At 70.7% G+C, this 14268-nt stretch carries 24 protein-coding genes; all 24 read left to right on the plus strand.

What is annotated here, in order from left to right; translation table 11 throughout:
- Positions 1-177 (plus strand): hypothetical protein, encoded by a 177-nt coding sequence (locus AQJ11_RS49075; RefSeq protein ID WP_159061629.1) that lies wholly within the window; start codon positions 1-3, stop codon positions 175-177.
- 139 nt (positions 178-316) lie between these two features.
- The gene (locus tag AQJ11_RS02940; protein WP_059261707.1) at positions 317-661 is read left to right on the plus strand and encodes a hypothetical protein; all 345 of its coding nucleotides are present in this window, start codon (positions 317-319) and stop codon (positions 659-661) included.
- A gap of 18 nt (positions 662-679) precedes the next feature.
- The gene (locus AQJ11_RS02945; protein WP_059261708.1) at positions 680-1204 is read left to right on the plus strand and encodes a hypothetical protein; all 525 of its coding nucleotides are present in this window, start codon (positions 680-682) and stop codon (positions 1202-1204) included.
- A gap of 28 nt (positions 1205-1232) precedes the next feature.
- Positions 1233-1589 (plus strand): hypothetical protein, encoded by a 357-nt coding sequence (locus AQJ11_RS02950; RefSeq protein ID WP_059261709.1) that lies wholly within the window; start codon positions 1233-1235, stop codon positions 1587-1589.
- 55 nt (positions 1590-1644) lie between these two features.
- Positions 1645-1818: a hypothetical protein gene (locus AQJ11_RS49080; protein ID WP_159061630.1), complete on the plus strand. Its 174-nt coding sequence runs from the start codon at positions 1645-1647 to the stop codon at positions 1816-1818.
- Positions 1819-1836: 18 nt separating this feature from the next.
- Positions 1837-2724: a hypothetical protein gene (locus tag AQJ11_RS50270; protein ID WP_059261710.1), complete on the plus strand. Its 888-nt coding sequence runs from the start codon at positions 1837-1839 to the stop codon at positions 2722-2724.
- Between the two features lie 28 nt (positions 2725-2752).
- Positions 2753-2932, plus strand: coding sequence for a hypothetical protein (locus tag AQJ11_RS02960; RefSeq protein WP_059261711.1), 180 nt, complete (start codon positions 2753-2755; stop codon positions 2930-2932).
- A gap of 67 nt (positions 2933-2999) precedes the next feature.
- Complete coding sequence (locus AQJ11_RS48040; RefSeq protein WP_059261712.1) at positions 3000-3515, plus strand: hypothetical protein; 516 nt, start codon at positions 3000-3002, stop codon at positions 3513-3515.
- A 132-nt stretch (positions 3516-3647) separates the two neighbouring features.
- Positions 3648-3905 carry a hypothetical protein gene (locus AQJ11_RS02970; protein WP_059261713.1) on the plus strand — a complete coding sequence of 86 codons (258 nt, stop codon included), beginning with the start codon at positions 3648-3650 and terminating at the stop codon, positions 3903-3905.
- 68 nt (positions 3906-3973) lie between these two features.
- Positions 3974-5026 carry an N-6 DNA methylase gene (locus tag AQJ11_RS02975; protein ID WP_059261714.1) on the plus strand — a complete coding sequence of 351 codons (1053 nt, stop codon included), beginning with the start codon at positions 3974-3976 and terminating at the stop codon, positions 5024-5026.
- Positions 5027-5148: 122 nt separating this feature from the next.
- Positions 5149-6696, plus strand: coding sequence for a hypothetical protein (locus AQJ11_RS02980; protein WP_059261715.1), 1548 nt, complete (start codon positions 5149-5151; stop codon positions 6694-6696).
- 94 nt (positions 6697-6790) lie between these two features.
- Positions 6791-7468: a hypothetical protein gene (locus AQJ11_RS02985; protein ID WP_059261716.1), complete on the plus strand. Its 678-nt coding sequence runs from the start codon at positions 6791-6793 to the stop codon at positions 7466-7468.
- 192 nt (positions 7469-7660) lie between these two features.
- Positions 7661-8140 carry a hypothetical protein gene (locus AQJ11_RS02990; protein WP_059261717.1) on the plus strand — a complete coding sequence of 160 codons (480 nt, stop codon included), beginning with the start codon at positions 7661-7663 and terminating at the stop codon, positions 8138-8140.
- Between the two features lie 152 nt (positions 8141-8292).
- Positions 8293-9495: a ParB/RepB/Spo0J family partition protein gene (locus tag AQJ11_RS02995; protein WP_079082197.1), complete on the plus strand. Its 1203-nt coding sequence runs from the start codon at positions 8293-8295 to the stop codon at positions 9493-9495.
- 54 nt (positions 9496-9549) lie between these two features.
- Positions 9550-9879 carry a hypothetical protein gene (locus AQJ11_RS03000; RefSeq protein ID WP_059261718.1) on the plus strand — a complete coding sequence of 110 codons (330 nt, stop codon included), beginning with the start codon at positions 9550-9552 and terminating at the stop codon, positions 9877-9879.
- Positions 9880-9951: 72 nt separating this feature from the next.
- Positions 9952-10251, plus strand: a complete 300-nt coding sequence (locus AQJ11_RS03005; RefSeq protein ID WP_059261719.1) for a hypothetical protein — start codon at positions 9952-9954, stop codon at positions 10249-10251.
- Positions 10252-10301: 50 nt separating this feature from the next.
- Positions 10302-11129: an SAM-dependent methyltransferase gene (locus AQJ11_RS03010; protein ID WP_059261720.1), complete on the plus strand. Its 828-nt coding sequence runs from the start codon at positions 10302-10304 to the stop codon at positions 11127-11129.
- A gap of 110 nt (positions 11130-11239) precedes the next feature.
- A complete protein-coding gene (locus AQJ11_RS03015; protein WP_059261721.1) occupies positions 11240-11659 on the plus strand; it encodes a hypothetical protein in 420 nt (139 codons plus the stop codon).
- 24 nt (positions 11660-11683) lie between these two features.
- Positions 11684-11863, plus strand: coding sequence for a hypothetical protein (locus tag AQJ11_RS03020; protein WP_059261722.1), 180 nt, complete (start codon positions 11684-11686; stop codon positions 11861-11863).
- Between the two features lie 73 nt (positions 11864-11936).
- Positions 11937-12146 carry a hypothetical protein gene (locus AQJ11_RS03025; RefSeq protein WP_059261723.1) on the plus strand — a complete coding sequence of 70 codons (210 nt, stop codon included), beginning with the start codon at positions 11937-11939 and terminating at the stop codon, positions 12144-12146.
- 65 nt (positions 12147-12211) lie between these two features.
- A complete protein-coding gene (locus AQJ11_RS03030) occupies positions 12212-12598 on the plus strand; it encodes a hypothetical protein (RefSeq protein WP_059261724.1) in 387 nt (128 codons plus the stop codon).
- 69 nt (positions 12599-12667) lie between these two features.
- A complete protein-coding gene (locus AQJ11_RS49085; RefSeq protein ID WP_059261725.1) occupies positions 12668-13291 on the plus strand; it encodes a hypothetical protein in 624 nt (207 codons plus the stop codon).
- A gap of 34 nt (positions 13292-13325) precedes the next feature.
- Positions 13326-13586, plus strand: a complete 261-nt coding sequence (locus AQJ11_RS03040) for a hypothetical protein (protein WP_059261726.1) — start codon at positions 13326-13328, stop codon at positions 13584-13586.
- A gap of 120 nt (positions 13587-13706) precedes the next feature.
- Entirely contained in the window at positions 13707-14228 is a 522-nt protein-coding gene (locus tag AQJ11_RS03045; RefSeq protein ID WP_059261727.1) for a hypothetical protein, read from the plus strand.
- Positions 14229-14268: the final 40 nt, after the last annotated feature.

The raw sequence follows: 14268 nt of genomic DNA on the forward strand, positions 1-14268 counted from the left end.
ATGAGCCGCGAACAGCGGGAGAAAGCCATCGCGCGTGCGAGCTTCCTCGACGACCTGGAGCTGGAGCTGACCGGAGGCTGCGGACTGTGCGGCCTGGAGGCCGACTGGATGTGCGCCGCCTGCGGCCTGTGCAACTGCCACCGGCACGACCACTGCAAGCGGCCGGCCGGCCAGTAGGCGAGGGAGCCGCAGTGCTGTGACCTGCGGTTTTCTTTGCCCCTTCTTTATTGAATCGGCTTGTTAAAACTGGCTAGGGCAAGCTGATTCGGAAAGAATGAAAGTAGTTCAAACCACCACGACACGACAGGAGCGGGACATGTGCGGCACCACGGCCACCACCGAGCACGGCAGGTGCCTGAAGTGCCGCCGCCCGCTCCGTAAGCCGTCCCCCGACGGCTACGGCCCCAAGTGCCGCGCCAAGCTCCGCCGCAACGCGCGCACCGACACCACCCACCCGAAGTGGCAGGTCGCCAAGGCCCTCGAAGCGCTGGAGCTGGGCGCGGTCGTCCCGCTCCGCCAGAACCGCATCTTCCTCGTCGTCTCCGACGACGGCTCCGAGGTCTACCGGACCGCAGCGACCGGCCAGTGCAACTGCCCGGCCGGCCTGCGGTCCGTCCGCTGTTACCACTCGCTGGCCGCCCGCTATGTCGCCGCGGCCTGATCGCGAAGGAGAACCGTCATGTCCGCCTACCTCGCCAGCGCCCGCCGCCTGATGGCCCTCGCCACCGTCGTGCGCGGCCGGGCCTACCACCCGCAGCGCTACATGATCGAGACGCTCGCCGGGGCCATCGAGGACGCCGCGATCGCCCTCCAGACGTGCCCCGTGGACGAGCCCGGCCAGATCCCCCAGCCGGCGGCCGACGCCGTGCGGGAGGCCACCGACCTGCTCACCCAGCACGACTTCATGATCCCGGCCGCGATCCTCGGCTACGCCACCTCCCCGATCACCGGGACCGTGCCGTCGATGCAGCCGCTGACTGCGGTCAGCCTCCAGCTCGCGCGGCAGGACATCGACCTGCGCGCCCGCCGCCTCGCCATCGTCGAGCACGGCCACCTCAACAGCCGCGACGACGAGGTCCTCGGCGCCGCCCTCGCGGGGCTGATGGTCCTGCACCGCAAGCACGAGCGCCTGGCCGCCGCCGTCGCCGCCGACAACGAGCGGCCCTGCAACCGCGGCAAGGCCCCCGCCTACCGCGCCCACTGACCACCCCAGTCCGGAAGAGGAGTGAACGATGACCTTCGACTACACGATCCATGTCGACCAGCTGCCGAGCTGGTTCACGATGCCCTGCATCGCGTGCGAGATCGCCGGCCAGACCGGCCAGGCCAGCAGCGTCGTCGAGGCCAGCAGCGGTCTCGGCCTCGGCTCGTGCACCGACCACATCGAGGTGACCTCCCGGGTCCTGCGCCGACTGCGCAGCTACGAGGCCGCGCTGCGCGCCTCGTTCCTCACGGCCGGGATCATCCCCGCCCCGCAGCATGACCGCGGCCCCGGCGAGGGCGTCGTCTACGGCAACCTCCCCGGCTCCGGAGCCCGCGACCACGCCCCCTCGGCCACCGACGTCATGTTCGGACGCCTGCCCCGCTGAACGGCCACCGCCCGGCCCCACGGGGCCGGGCCCCGACAAACAGAAGGGAACCGCCATGCCGGTCTACCTGACCGAGTACGTGCTGCGCGAAGCCGACGACCCGGTGAAGACCGACCTGGAGCTGGTCCACACCCGCTGCGGCATCCACCTGTGCGACGCCGAGCCCGGCGACCGCCTGGAGACCCTGTTCGGCGTCGTCGTGGACCACGTCGCCACCTGCCCCGCCTGACCGACGAGAGGACCGGACATGCCGATCTACCTGCCCGCACCCAAGGCCCCGGCCGGCGGACCCGACGGGAAAGGCTGGAACAGGCTCAGCCTCAACTCCCACGGCGGCTTCCCGGCCCAGTGCGCGCTGCGGCCCCGACGCTGGGGTGCGCTGCTGGAGTCCCACGACACGCGACGCGCCCGCTGGGGCGGGTTCGGGCCGTGCGTGAACCGCGGCAACTGCGACGACTGCCCGGTGCGGGCGGCGCTGCGCGAGCAGTGCACGCTCGTCCCGGTGAACGCCCCCAGGGTCCTGGTGCGCTGCGAGCCGGTGTTCGCCTCGAAGGCCCTGTTCGGCGGCCCGGACGGGTGGCGGCTGTGGGTGACGACCGGCCCGGACGACCAGGGCTACCGCGAGCGGCAGAAGCGGCCGTGGTCCTGGGAGGACGCCACCCGCGTCCACGGCTGGGACCTCGGCCGCCCGTACCTCGACGAGCACGGCGAGGGCTTCTGGTTGGAGCGCACCACGCGTATCCCCGCCTGGGGCTGCGCCATCACGACCCGCACTCGGCCATCCTCGGTCCGGCACGCGTTCCGGGTGAGCGGGACCAGGGTCGCCCTCCTGCACCACCACGGTGGGTGTGCGCACGGCGAGGAGCTGCTGAACGCGATCTCCCACGCCTGCCCCGGCCCGGACGGCGCCGACGAGAACCGGGTGCCGGTCCACTGGCGGCAGGCGGCGGAGATGACGCCCCCGGCCGCCGGGGACCTCCGCTTCGGCGTCGACGTGCGGACCATGAGCGTGAAGATCGTCGCCGTTGACGGCCCGAGGCGCGAGCTGGCCCGGCTCACGCTGACCGGCTCGGGCTGGACCGCCGACCGCGTGCGAGCCGCCGGTGAAGCGCTCCGCACCTACCTTGACCACTGACCGGCCCCGACCAGGACAGGAAGACGCCATGCCCAAGAAGCCCTGCCCGATCTGCTCCACCGGAGGCGAGTGCCTCCAGTGTGACGGCTGCGATGCCCACGAGCACGAGCCGTGCAAGCCCTGGTGCGAGCACTACGAGGACGGCCGGTACGAGATCGGACCGGAAGTCCCGTCGCCGTTCGAGGACCCGGTGCTGCCCGGCTGGTGACAGTGCCACCCGACAGCCCGGGGCCGCCCGCACCGGAACTGCCCCCAACGAGAACAGGAAGACGAGCATGAACGAGCAGCACATCGAGACCCCGCAGCGGTTCGGCAGCGAGCCCCTGTACCGCGGCTTCCGCGACGACTACAGCGAGCAGGCCCGCGGTTTCACCGTGACCATCGCGGGCGCCGAACGGCACGACGGCGAGAAGCCTTGCACGTACGTGGTGGACGGCCACGACACGGAGTCCGCGTGGGCGCAGGCCCTCGCCTACCACCTGACGGACACGGGGATGCTCGACTGCTACGTGGTCGCCGGCGAGTCCTTCGAGGGCACCCCGGACGCCGACTACGGCAAGGAGTGGACCGACCTGCGGCCCGAGCCGAAGCGGAAGCGTAACGACGGGCGTGCCCCGGTCCCGCTCAACGGGATCCTCTACCGGGTGCGGCTGGCCTGGCCGGACGCCGGGTGGGTGCTGCGGGAGCCGCCGACCGGGAAGCCGTCGCTGACTTGGCGGGGCGGGCCGACCGTCGAAGAGGTCGGCGAGGAGCTGCGCTGGCCGGACATCGACATGCAGCGCACCGCCTGACAGCCCTCCGCCTGCGGGTTTCTTAGAAGTTCTTTTACTGAATCAGCTTGCTAAAACTGGCTAGGGCAAGCCGATTCGGAAAGAATGAAAGCAGTTCAAAACACCCCACCCCGCCAGGAAAGGGAGCCCGCCATGGACGCCGCCACGATCACCGCCGTCTTCACCGCAGCCGCCACCGCCCAGAGCTGGACGCGCACGAACCTCGGCCTTACCACCCAGGTCAGCGCCGAGGACGGCTACCGGTACACGGTCCGGCTCCCCAAGGACAGCGGCAAGGCGTTCATCGCGGGCCGCGACGGACACGCCGGCGACGAGCTGCTCGACATCGAGGCCACCTGGGGCCTGACCCTCCCGATCGTCGAAGCGGCCATGGCCGCCACCCGCATCTGACCCACCAGCCACCACGGGCCCGGTACCAGGCGGTACCGGGCCCCTTCCACGCCCATACGGAGGCACTCATGGAACAGCTCGACCTGTTCGCCGAGCTCGGCGAACCCGAAGCGCCGAAGCCGGGGAAGACGATCACCCTGCCGAAGCCGACCGCCGGCCAGTACGCCACCACAGTGGCCAAGCCGTCGCAGCCGCAGCAGCCGGCCCTCATCCCGCAGGCCCCGCCCCGCCCCCGGCCGGAGTTCAGCATCCGCCCCGCCGACGGCCCCACATTCGGTGAGGCCGTATCCACGGCCTGGCATCGGGCGCACGGCGGGAACCGCATGGAGATCCCACTCGGCATCGTCGCGACCCTCGCCCTGTGGCCACTGAAGGGACACCCGCGGACCCTCGCGAGGTTCTTCAAGGGCCTGGACGCCCAGCAACTCATGTCCTGTGTCCGGGAGGTAGCCGCCTACTGGTGGATGCGGCGACCCGACCTGATCGACACCGCCTCGGTCCTGTTCCGCTGGGCGGAGGAGGACCGGCACACGCCGAACGAGCTGGCAGCGATCCGGGCCACGTTCCACGCAGCGCTGGACCACAACGCCCTCGACCGCACCGGGCACGCGGACCCGGAGGCAAACAGCTGGATCGACCTGATGTCGTGGACGGTCACCAGCCTGCGTCACAACACGGCACGGCAGGGCCTCGGCGAGTACCACACGCCGCCCGAGGTGTGCGACATGATGGCCGCGCAGATCATCGGCGACGACCGCGAGGCGATCCGCGAGGGCTACTCGATCCTCGACCCGTGCGCCGGCACAGGCGGCATGGTCCGCTCCGCCGCCCAGCACCTGCGGGGCATGGGCCTGGACCCCGCCAAATTCACCTGGTTCGCGCAGGAGATCGACCCTCTGGCCGCAGCCGGGTGCGCCGTCAACATGATCGTGTGGGGGATGGGCCCGAATGCCCTGGTGGCCTGCGGTGACACCTTGGCCGAAGGCGACCTCTGGCCCCGCGCCGTCGAGCACCGCCGCATCATGGTCGAGCGCAGGGATGACGCCGCCGCTCACATGGCCATCGTCCACGCGGTGGGTCGCGTGGAGCAGCTGGTCAACGGGGGCTCCCGGGCTGCCTGAGCTGGGCTTCCTTGTCCGACATTTTACTGAATCGACTTGTTAAAACTGGCTAGGTCAAGCCGATTCGGAAAGAATGAGAGCAGTTCAACCCCCACCCCACCCGCGCGAAAGGAAGGCCCCGAATGGCCGCCGCACCTCACTCCACCGCGATCGCCCGCGTCCTGCGCGGTCTCGGCCTCACCCAGGGCAAGGGCTGCGACTTCCGTGTCACCGGCGACTACCGCAACGGTGAGCGGATCGGCACGTTCGTCGTCGTCCTCACCCGCCACGCGGAAGAGGTGATCGCCGAGCACGCCGACGAAATTGAGCGCCTGTCGGAAGAGGCCGGCTGGCCGTTCCATGTGTCGGTCCGCTACCACGACCGCGAGCGCCCGATGGTGACCGTTGCCAACTACGGCAGCCGCGTGCGTGAGGAGCCCCCCGTGAGCGCTGTGACCGCCGAGCCCGCCGAGGCCGCCGAGGCCGAGACCGTCGAACCCGCGGAGGTGGCCGTCGAGGCCGCGCACGAGGAGACGGCCGTACGGCCGGCGATCGTACCCGCCGTCCTCGGCTGGCTGTGGGCCGACGACCACGCGGCCACGGTGTCCTCGCCCCTGCGCGACATGATCCGCAGCAAGGAGTGCGACAAGTACGGGCGCCCGACGAAGGCCGCGTTCGAGCGGATCGCCGCCGAGCTGAACGCGCTCCCCGCCGACCCGGCCGCGCTCGCCCAGCTGTGGGCCGACGACCACCGCGCCCCGGTGTGCTCGCCCCTGCGAGACATGGTCCGGGGCGACGAGTGCGACGACGGCGGGCAGCCGACGATGGTCGCGTTCGAGCGGATTGCGGCCGAGGTGAAGGCGCTGGCCCTCCCCGTGGCGGAGCCCCGCTCTGAGGAGAGCGGGCCGCGCGCGCTGCCCCCGGCCGAATCCGAGCCCGCAGCCGAGGAGGCACCCGACGACCTGAAGGCGCTGCGCCTGGAGCGGGCGCAGTCGGAGGCGCTGGGCTGGTCGCGAGGGCAAGCCGAGCTGGTCGCCGCCGCGGCGGCCGGACAGCTGTACCGGGACTTTGGCGCCGTCCTGCGGACCGTGCCCGTGCCGGGGCATCCCGGCCGGGTGGCGTCCATGCACCGGCTCGGGCCGCTGGTCGACGCCGGGTTCCTGGCCGTCGACGAGCCCGACCCCACTGGCCGGCGTGCCGTCCGCGTCACCGCCGACGGCCGCCACGCCCTGGCCGTGTGGAAGCGGTGGCGGCCCTGGCCGGTGGAGAAGACCCGCAGCGAGGAGACCGAGAAGCTGCGTCCTCTCCTGCACGGAGCGCAGGCCAGACGGATCGCCGCCCTCGCCCGCGAGGAAGAGAAGAATCGGCGACGCGAGAGCGAGGAACTGTGGGCGGCGACGCGGCGGCTGCACGAGTGGGAAGAACGCGAGGAACGTCTGCGGTCGGCGTGGGCGCGCGTGAACGGCGTCCGGAACCGGTTCCAGCGGCGGCCGGTCGGCTGGGTGCCGACCGACGCGGAGATCGCGGAGTACCGCCTCGCCCCGGATGTGGTAGCCGAGCTGCGGGCAGACGCCGAGAACCCGAAACCGAAGCCCGAGCTGCCATCCCCTCGGCGGAGCGCGGGCGCGGAGCTGCCACCCCTGGAGGCGGATGACCAGACACCCGAGCAAACCTCTTTGCCTATCTTTTAATGAATCCGCTAGTTAAAACTGGCTAGGGGAAGCCATATCGGAAAGAATGAAAGTAGTTCAAAACACACCAACTCACCTAGAACGGGAGCAAGTTATGGCCGCCGACCTCGCCCAGGTCTTCCAGTCCCTGTCCGCCACGTACACGCGCCGCGAAGAGGCCGCCCGCACAAAGCTCGCCGACTGCCTCATGGACCTCGGCGCGGCCGTCGACACCAGCTTGGTCCGCGCCGCCATGGACGCCGCAGCCGAAGCCCTGCCGTTCAAGATGGTCCTCACGCACGCCGAGACGGCCGGCATCCGCGAGGCCCTGGCCGACATACGGAAGCAGCTGACCCGCCAGCTGCTGACCCGCTCGCCCGGCTCCAGCACCTGCCAGATCCGCAACGAGGCCGCCCGCATGGAGATCGACGCCGCCCAGCACTTCCTGGCGACCACCGACGGCCTCCTGGAACGGTTCGACGACACCCCGGCCGAGGAGGCCACCCCGCAGGCCGAGCCCGAGCCGGCTCCCGCGCCCGCCCCGGTAGACGCCCCGAAGGTGACCCCGGCTCAGAAGCGGACCCTGGAGGCCATCAGGGACAACGGGGTCAAGCTCCAGGAGATGAGGGTCGGACAGGCGATCGTCCAGGTCACCAACGGCATCAAGCCGCGCAAGGACATGGTCGAGTTCGCCATCAGCCAGGGCTGGGCCACGAAGGACACCTCCACCTCCCTGTACGTCGGCCAGAAGGTCCAGCTGACGGCCCTCGGCGAGGCCATCCTGGTCGGCTGACCCGGGCCGGCCGGCCGGGCCTCCGCCCGGCCGGCCCCGCCCCACCCGCCCGGCCGTGCCGGGCCTCGCGCGGGACCGCTCTCCACGCAGGCCGAACGCCCCGATCCGGCCACCTCACAGCCCAGTTCACGGAACCGACCACCACAACCACCCGGCAGGGCCCAACGCGCCCACCAGAAGGGACACAGCCCCATGACCACCGAACCCACCGACCTCCAGCTGAGGGCCCTCGCCATCATCGCGGCCGGCGACGTCCGCCAGTTCGCGGCCGTACCTCACCCGGTCTTCATCGACAGCCCCGGCGGCACGATCTCCCCGCCGACCGTCAACGAGCTGGTCCAGGCGGGCTGGGTCCGCGTCGACTCCACGCGCAGCCTCCACGACGGCCAGGCCGTCGAGATCACCCAGTCCGGCCTGGCCCACCTACCGGGCAACACCGTCCCGGACATCCCGCAGGCCGCTGACGACCCCACCGGCGACCAGGTCCTCGCCGCCCTCATGCGGACCGTCATCCGCCACGGCCAGGTCGGCGTCGACTTCCACGACGACCTGGTGGAGGTCACCGGCGCCGACGACACGGTCCTGGCCACCCTCAGGGGTCGTTTCGACAGCCCCGCCCAGCTCGCCCGATTCCTCGACATCGACGAGGACTGCATCACCGACGCCCGCTGATGCTGGCCGAGAAGGCGGAGGAAACCGCTTCTGGCCTGCGGCTTTTGGAAGTTTCTTTGCTGAACTAGCTTGTTAAAACTGGCTAGGGTAAGCCGATTCGGAAAGAATGAAAGTAGTTCAAACCACCCCACCAACTAGCGATTGGACGCGCTATGACCACCGCCACCACCCCCAAGGCACCCGCCAAGAAGGCCCCGGCCGCGAAGAAGCCCGCCAGAAAGGCCCCCACGACCAAGGCGACGCCCGCGAAGAAGACCGTCCCCGCCCCGGCCGGCGACGAGAAGCGGACCCAGTTCCGCACCATCCCCATCGGCAAGATCGACCGCGACCCGGGCCAGCCCCGCGAGCACTTCGACGAGGCTGCGCTTCAGGAACTGGCCGCCTCCATGAAGAAGCTGGGCCAGCTCCAGCCGATCAACGTCCGCTACAACGAGGACACCAAGCGGTACACGATCATCATGGGCGAGCGCCGCTGGCGGGCCGCCCAGATGGCCGGCCTCACCCAGATGAAGGCCGTCGTCATGCACGGTGTCGGCGACGGCCGCGAGACCTTCGCCATGGCCGTCGCCGAGAACGTCGGCCGCGCGGACATGACCCCCGTTGAGGAGGCGAAGGCCTTCCACAAGCTGGCCGAGGCCGGGTACACCGTCGACGAGATCGCCGAGCTGGTCGGCAAGTCCGCCGCGTACGTCCAGTGGCGGATCGACCTGCTGAACCTGTGCCCCGAGGCGCGCGAAGCCCTGGTGAAGGGGCAGCTCCCGGTCGGCCTGGCCTGGTACGTCGGGAAGCTCGCCAACGCCAACCAGGTCCGGTTCCTGTCGAAGTGGGTCCGAGGTGACTTCAAGTCGGCCCGGGACGCCGAGAGCTTCGCGCAGGCCCTGCACACCGAGGAGAAGCGGCAGCAGGAACAGGGCAGCTTCTTCGTCCTGTCCGACGAGGCCGCCGCCTCCCGCAAGGACAAGGGGCAGGACTCGCTGCCCGGTTCCCTCGACCTGCCCGACGAGGAGCGCGACCGCATCCTGGCCGACCGCTCGAAGCTGGTCGGGAAGATCGAGAAGCTCGGCCAGGTCGGCGAGATCCTCTCGCTGCTCGCCGCATCGGACCCGGAGGAACTCGCCCTGCTGCTCGCCGGCACGCCCGGTGGCATCGGCGGCCACCGCCTGCGGATCAAGCACCTCCAGGACATCGCGACCAAGGCCATGGCCAACCTGCGGAAGGCCGAGATGGTGGCCGAGGTCCGCGCGAGCGGCCTGACCGTCAACCCCGACGCCGAGGCCGCCGCCACGGCCGCCGAGGACGACGACGCCGAGGCTGCCACCCCGGCCGCCGCCGGCGACGCCGAAGCCGCCGCCTGACACCCACCCCAGCGGCCCCGCCCCGAGGGCGGGGCCCACCCCCAGGAGCAGCGAGTGATCGACATCGAAGCCAGTCCCCAGCTCACCTCGGAAGAGACCGAGGCAGCCGCCCGCCTGATCGCCCTCGCCGAGGCCCTCGGCCTCGAACCGCTTGACCTCGACGAAGCGGTACACGACGCCGCCGCCCGCTACGCCAGCGACGAGAGCAACACCGGCTCGTGGGACGACGTCGACTCCGACGCCGCCTACGACGAAGCAGGCAGGCAGGCCGCCGACCTCAACAACAGCGGCATGGACAACCAGATCCGCTACCTGGTGGCCCAGTGCGGCGCCGACCGTACCGAAGTCCACATCCGGGCCGCCGCCGGCCAGCACCACGCCTGAGACCCGCCCACAGCGCGGCGCACCGCACCCCTGCGGTGCGCCCCCTTCCACCCCTCCAAGGAGACAGAAGCCATGAAGGACCCCGTCAGCTTCCACAACCTGGACGTGCCCCCCTTCACTCCGTACGACATCGCGAAGGCCGCCCTGACGTACCTCGGCGACCAGTGGGGGGCAGACCCCGGCCCCTGGGCCACCACCGGCCACCTCCGGGCCTGGGACGGCACCCCGTTCACCATCGGCGCCCAGCCGACCGGCGAGCTGTTCCTGCGCAACGACCAGCTCGGCGACACGCTCGCGCTGCCGGTCAAGCCGACCGACGACCTCGACACCATCGCCCGCGCGGTCGACGAGACCGTAGGCCACCTCTACTGATCTAAGCCCCGTTCAGGGGGTCAGACCCCTATCCATCCAGGAGGAGTCCGATGGAGATCCCAAGCGGCGTCTACGACGTCCTCACCGACGAGCGCACGGTCATCGCCGGCGACCGCGTGCAGATCCCGTTCGAGCTGGACAGCGCCGTCTACAAGCAGGTGAACAAGATGCTGAAGGAGATCGGCGGCCGGTGGGACGGCCGAACTGCGGTCCGCGCTCACGTCTTCCCGTTCGAGGTGGAGGCGTTCATGCGGGCCTGCCTCGCCACCCGCGAGTTCCCCACCCGGTACGAGCAGGGCTGGTACCCGACCCCGCCGCGGGTGGTGGACGAGATGCTGGCCCACGCGGGCATCAGCGAGGGCATGAGCGTCCTGGAGCCCTCGGCGGGCACCGGCTCCATCGTGGGCCCGGCCGCCGAGTGCGGCGCGGTCGTCGACTGCGTCGAGATCGACGAGCGGCGCGTCGCAGTCCTCCGCGAGCAGGACGCCGCCCGCCGTATCGTGCACGCTGACTTCCTCGACCTGGACCCGCTCGACTGCCCCCACGGCTACAGCAGAGTGCTGATGAACCCGCCGTTCGCGGCGGCCGTGCAGCACGTGAAGCACGCGCTGGGCTTCCTCGACGACGACGGCACGCTCGTCGCGGTCATGCCCGAGTCGGTGATGTGGCACAGCGACCGGGCCACCGTCGAGTTCCGTGAGCTGATCGCCCTCGCCGAGGGCACCTTCGCCCCGCTGCCCGACGACTCGTTCGCGCCGTCCGGGGCGAACGTGCGCACCGTCCTCCTGGTGGTCGACGCCGAGGCCGGCGGACCGCTGCCCACTCACGGCTGGCACCACAGCCAGCCCCGCCAGCTCGACCTGTTCATCACCCCCTGACCAGCGTCTCTTTTGGACTTCTTTACCGAATCAGCTTGTGAAAGCTGGCTAGTGCAAGCCGATTCGGGGAGAATGTAAGTAGCACTACCCGCAGACCGGAAAGGACGAGGATGGACCTCGCCACCTGCACCTACCAGGAGTTCACGCCCGAGATGGGCGCTCCGATCCGCACCACCGCAGGCCACCCCAGATTCACGCTCGGCTACGAACTGCGCGGCCACGCCCGGCTCATCACACCGACTCGGGAACTGCTCGCCCAGAACCTCCCCCAGGACGCGTACGAGTTCAGCTACCGGCGCATCCTGAACGGCCACGGCATCGACCGCATCTACGCCGAACTGGCCGGCCTCGCCGGCCGCAACGGCGGTGCCCGCCTGGTCCTGCTCTGCTTCGACCGCCTCGACAAGCTGCCCCCGGCGGACGCCTGGTGCCACCGGCTGCACTTCGCGAAGTGGTGGCTGGAGCAGACCGGCGAGCCGATCCCCGAACTCGGCGCCCAGCGGCCGACCCCGCCGCCCTCCCTCTTCTGACCACCACCCCACAAGGAGGACGCCATGCCCGGCGCCTACTGCACGTTCTGCCGCCGCCGCTGCTTCGTCTACCGGATCATCCCCGACGGGCCCCGGAAGGGATGGGCGGGGCACCTCGCCACCTGCGCCCGCGGCATGGCGCACGACCGCGAGCAGACCGGGCACGACCACACGACGGCCATCAACCCGGCCCAGAGCCACTGACACAGCCAGCACGACCAGCCGGCCGGAACCCCATGGGGTCCCGGCCGGACCCACACCCGAAAGGAATGAAGCCGTGAGCACAACCCAGGCCCGACCCGAATCGAACCCGGCCGGTGACGAACTCCTCGCTGGCGTCATCGCCCGCATCGGCTCCTGGGGCGCCCTCGGCGTCATGCGTTCCGCCGTCGAGCTGTACGGCGAGAACGGCGACCCGAACGACGTCCTGAGCGACACCCAGGTCGAACAGCTCGCCGCGCTCGCCAAGTACTTCGACCAGGCCTGACGACCGCCACCAGCCGGCCGGGACCCCACGGGATCCCGGCCGGACTCACACCCGGAAGGAACGCCATGCGCCACCGCGAGGGCTGCAAGGGCCCGCACCTCAACCCCGGAGAGACCGCCATCCCGGCCGGCGACGTCCGCAAAGGCGACATCGTGCTCGCCGCCACGATCGAGCTGAACGGCCACACCGACCGGCTCGACCACGCCACCCCGTACACCGCCGACCCCCGGCCCGACGACCCCGGCTGCGGCTGCGCCGGACACCGCAGCCTCACCGCCGAGGACCGCGCGAAGCCACTCGTCGTCCTGTACGACGGCCCGATCTGGGACGGAGCGTGCGACGTCGTCCCCGCCGACGCGCTCGTGATCATCCGCGAGCGCGCCGAGGAACGCCCCGCCCCGTCGCGCGAGCAGAGCGGCATGGATGTGCTCCGCGACCTGCTCCGCCTCTGACCAGACCACCACGACGGGCGGGACGCCTCGATGTCCCGCCCGTCGCCCATACCCGGAAGGAACGAACCCTTGAGCGAGATCGAGACCAGAGTCTGCATCGACGACACGCTCGGCCCGTACGACGCGCGGCTGGACCCCGGCCGCCGCTGGAACGGCTTTCTGATGCCCCGCTTCACCCTCGACACCGTCCGCCGGCTCTCCGTCCGGACGCTGGAACTGGCGGACGAGTACGGCTACGACTCCGTGGAGACGGTGCACGTCATCGACGGCTACTCCGACAGCCCGAGCAGCGTCCACTTCATCGAGGGCGGCACCGACCGCGAGGGCAACCCGAGGGGGGCCGTCGCGCACATCCGCTGGCCGTTCCTCGATGAGGACCCCGACAGGGCCGTGTCGTTCTTCACCGGCCGCCCCGGCGCCCAGGTGAAGCCCGTGGAGCCCGCCGCGGTGGGCGTGCGCCGCACGGTCGTGTTCACCATGAGCTGGCAGTGGTGGGAGGAAGACCGGGGCGCTGAAGGAATCGCCGACGTCTACCAGCCCGACGATGAGTGCCGCTACGGCATCGGCGGCGGCTCGTGGTGCTGGCACTTCGCCGGCTGGTGGTGCGCCTGCGGCAGGGACAACGACTGGCACGTCCTAAAGTGCCCGAGCTGCGAACTGCCCCGCGACGCCCAGCCTGCGAAGACCACCTGACCTCTCCCACCCCAGCAAGGAGCAAGTTGTGCCCATGATCGCCGCCTTTCCGGCCGAGAAGTGCACCGTCCGGCTCGTCAGCCTCGCCACCGGCGAGGAGATCAAGCCCGGCCAGTTGATCCCCGAGCCGTACGGGCGCGGGCAGATCACCTACCTCGGCCCCACCGTCACCCGCGCGGAGGGCGCCAAGAAGGGTCGGCCCGGTCGGGTCGCGGTCGTCCGGTACTCGTCACCGGAAACCGACTGGGTGTTCCTGCCCGCCGAGCTGAACGCCCGGTACGAAGACCTCGTCTGACCTGCGGTTTTCTTAGAAGTTCTTTTACTGAATCGGCTTGTTAAATCTGGCTAGGGTAAGTCGATTCAGGAAGAATGATCTTGATCCAACCACCACCCCGACCAGCGACCGGGAGACCGCATGCGCGCCAACATCCGCCGCACCACCCTCGACGCCCTCCACGCCGACGCGGACGCCGCCCTGGCCCAGCTCAACATCGACGCGGACGCTGCCTACATCTGGACCCTCACCATCTGGCAGCCCGGCCAGCCCACCACCGAGCGCACCGAACTGGTCCCCGGCCGTGAACTCGCCACGCTGGTCCGCGTCCAGCTCCTCACCTCCATGCACGAGATCGAGCAGGACGAGACCACCGGCACGATCACCACCCGCTGGACCCGGCAGAGCAAGCGGAACAACTACCGCACCCAGCAGGCAGTGTTCGCGAAGCTCAGCGACGGCCAGGCCGCCACCCTGACCGCCCGCGCCGCCTCCACCCCCCACACCCCCGCCCACGCGCTCGACGACCCCGCCCGGTTTGTCAGCCGCCGCGTCCTGGCCCCCGCCCCGGCCGCCCGGCCCCGGGCCACCGTCCCCGCCCGCCCGAAGGTCTGCGACCGCTGCTTCCAGGTGCCCGCCGCCAACGGCACCTGCGGCTGCTGACCTCCCACCCCGCCCAGCCGGCGCCGCCCCGACCGGGGCG

It is taken from the genome of Streptomyces corchorusii (assembly GCF_001514055.1).
In the GTDB taxonomy this organism is placed as follows: Bacteria; Actinomycetota; Actinomycetes; order Streptomycetales; family Streptomycetaceae; genus Streptomyces; species Streptomyces olivaceoviridis.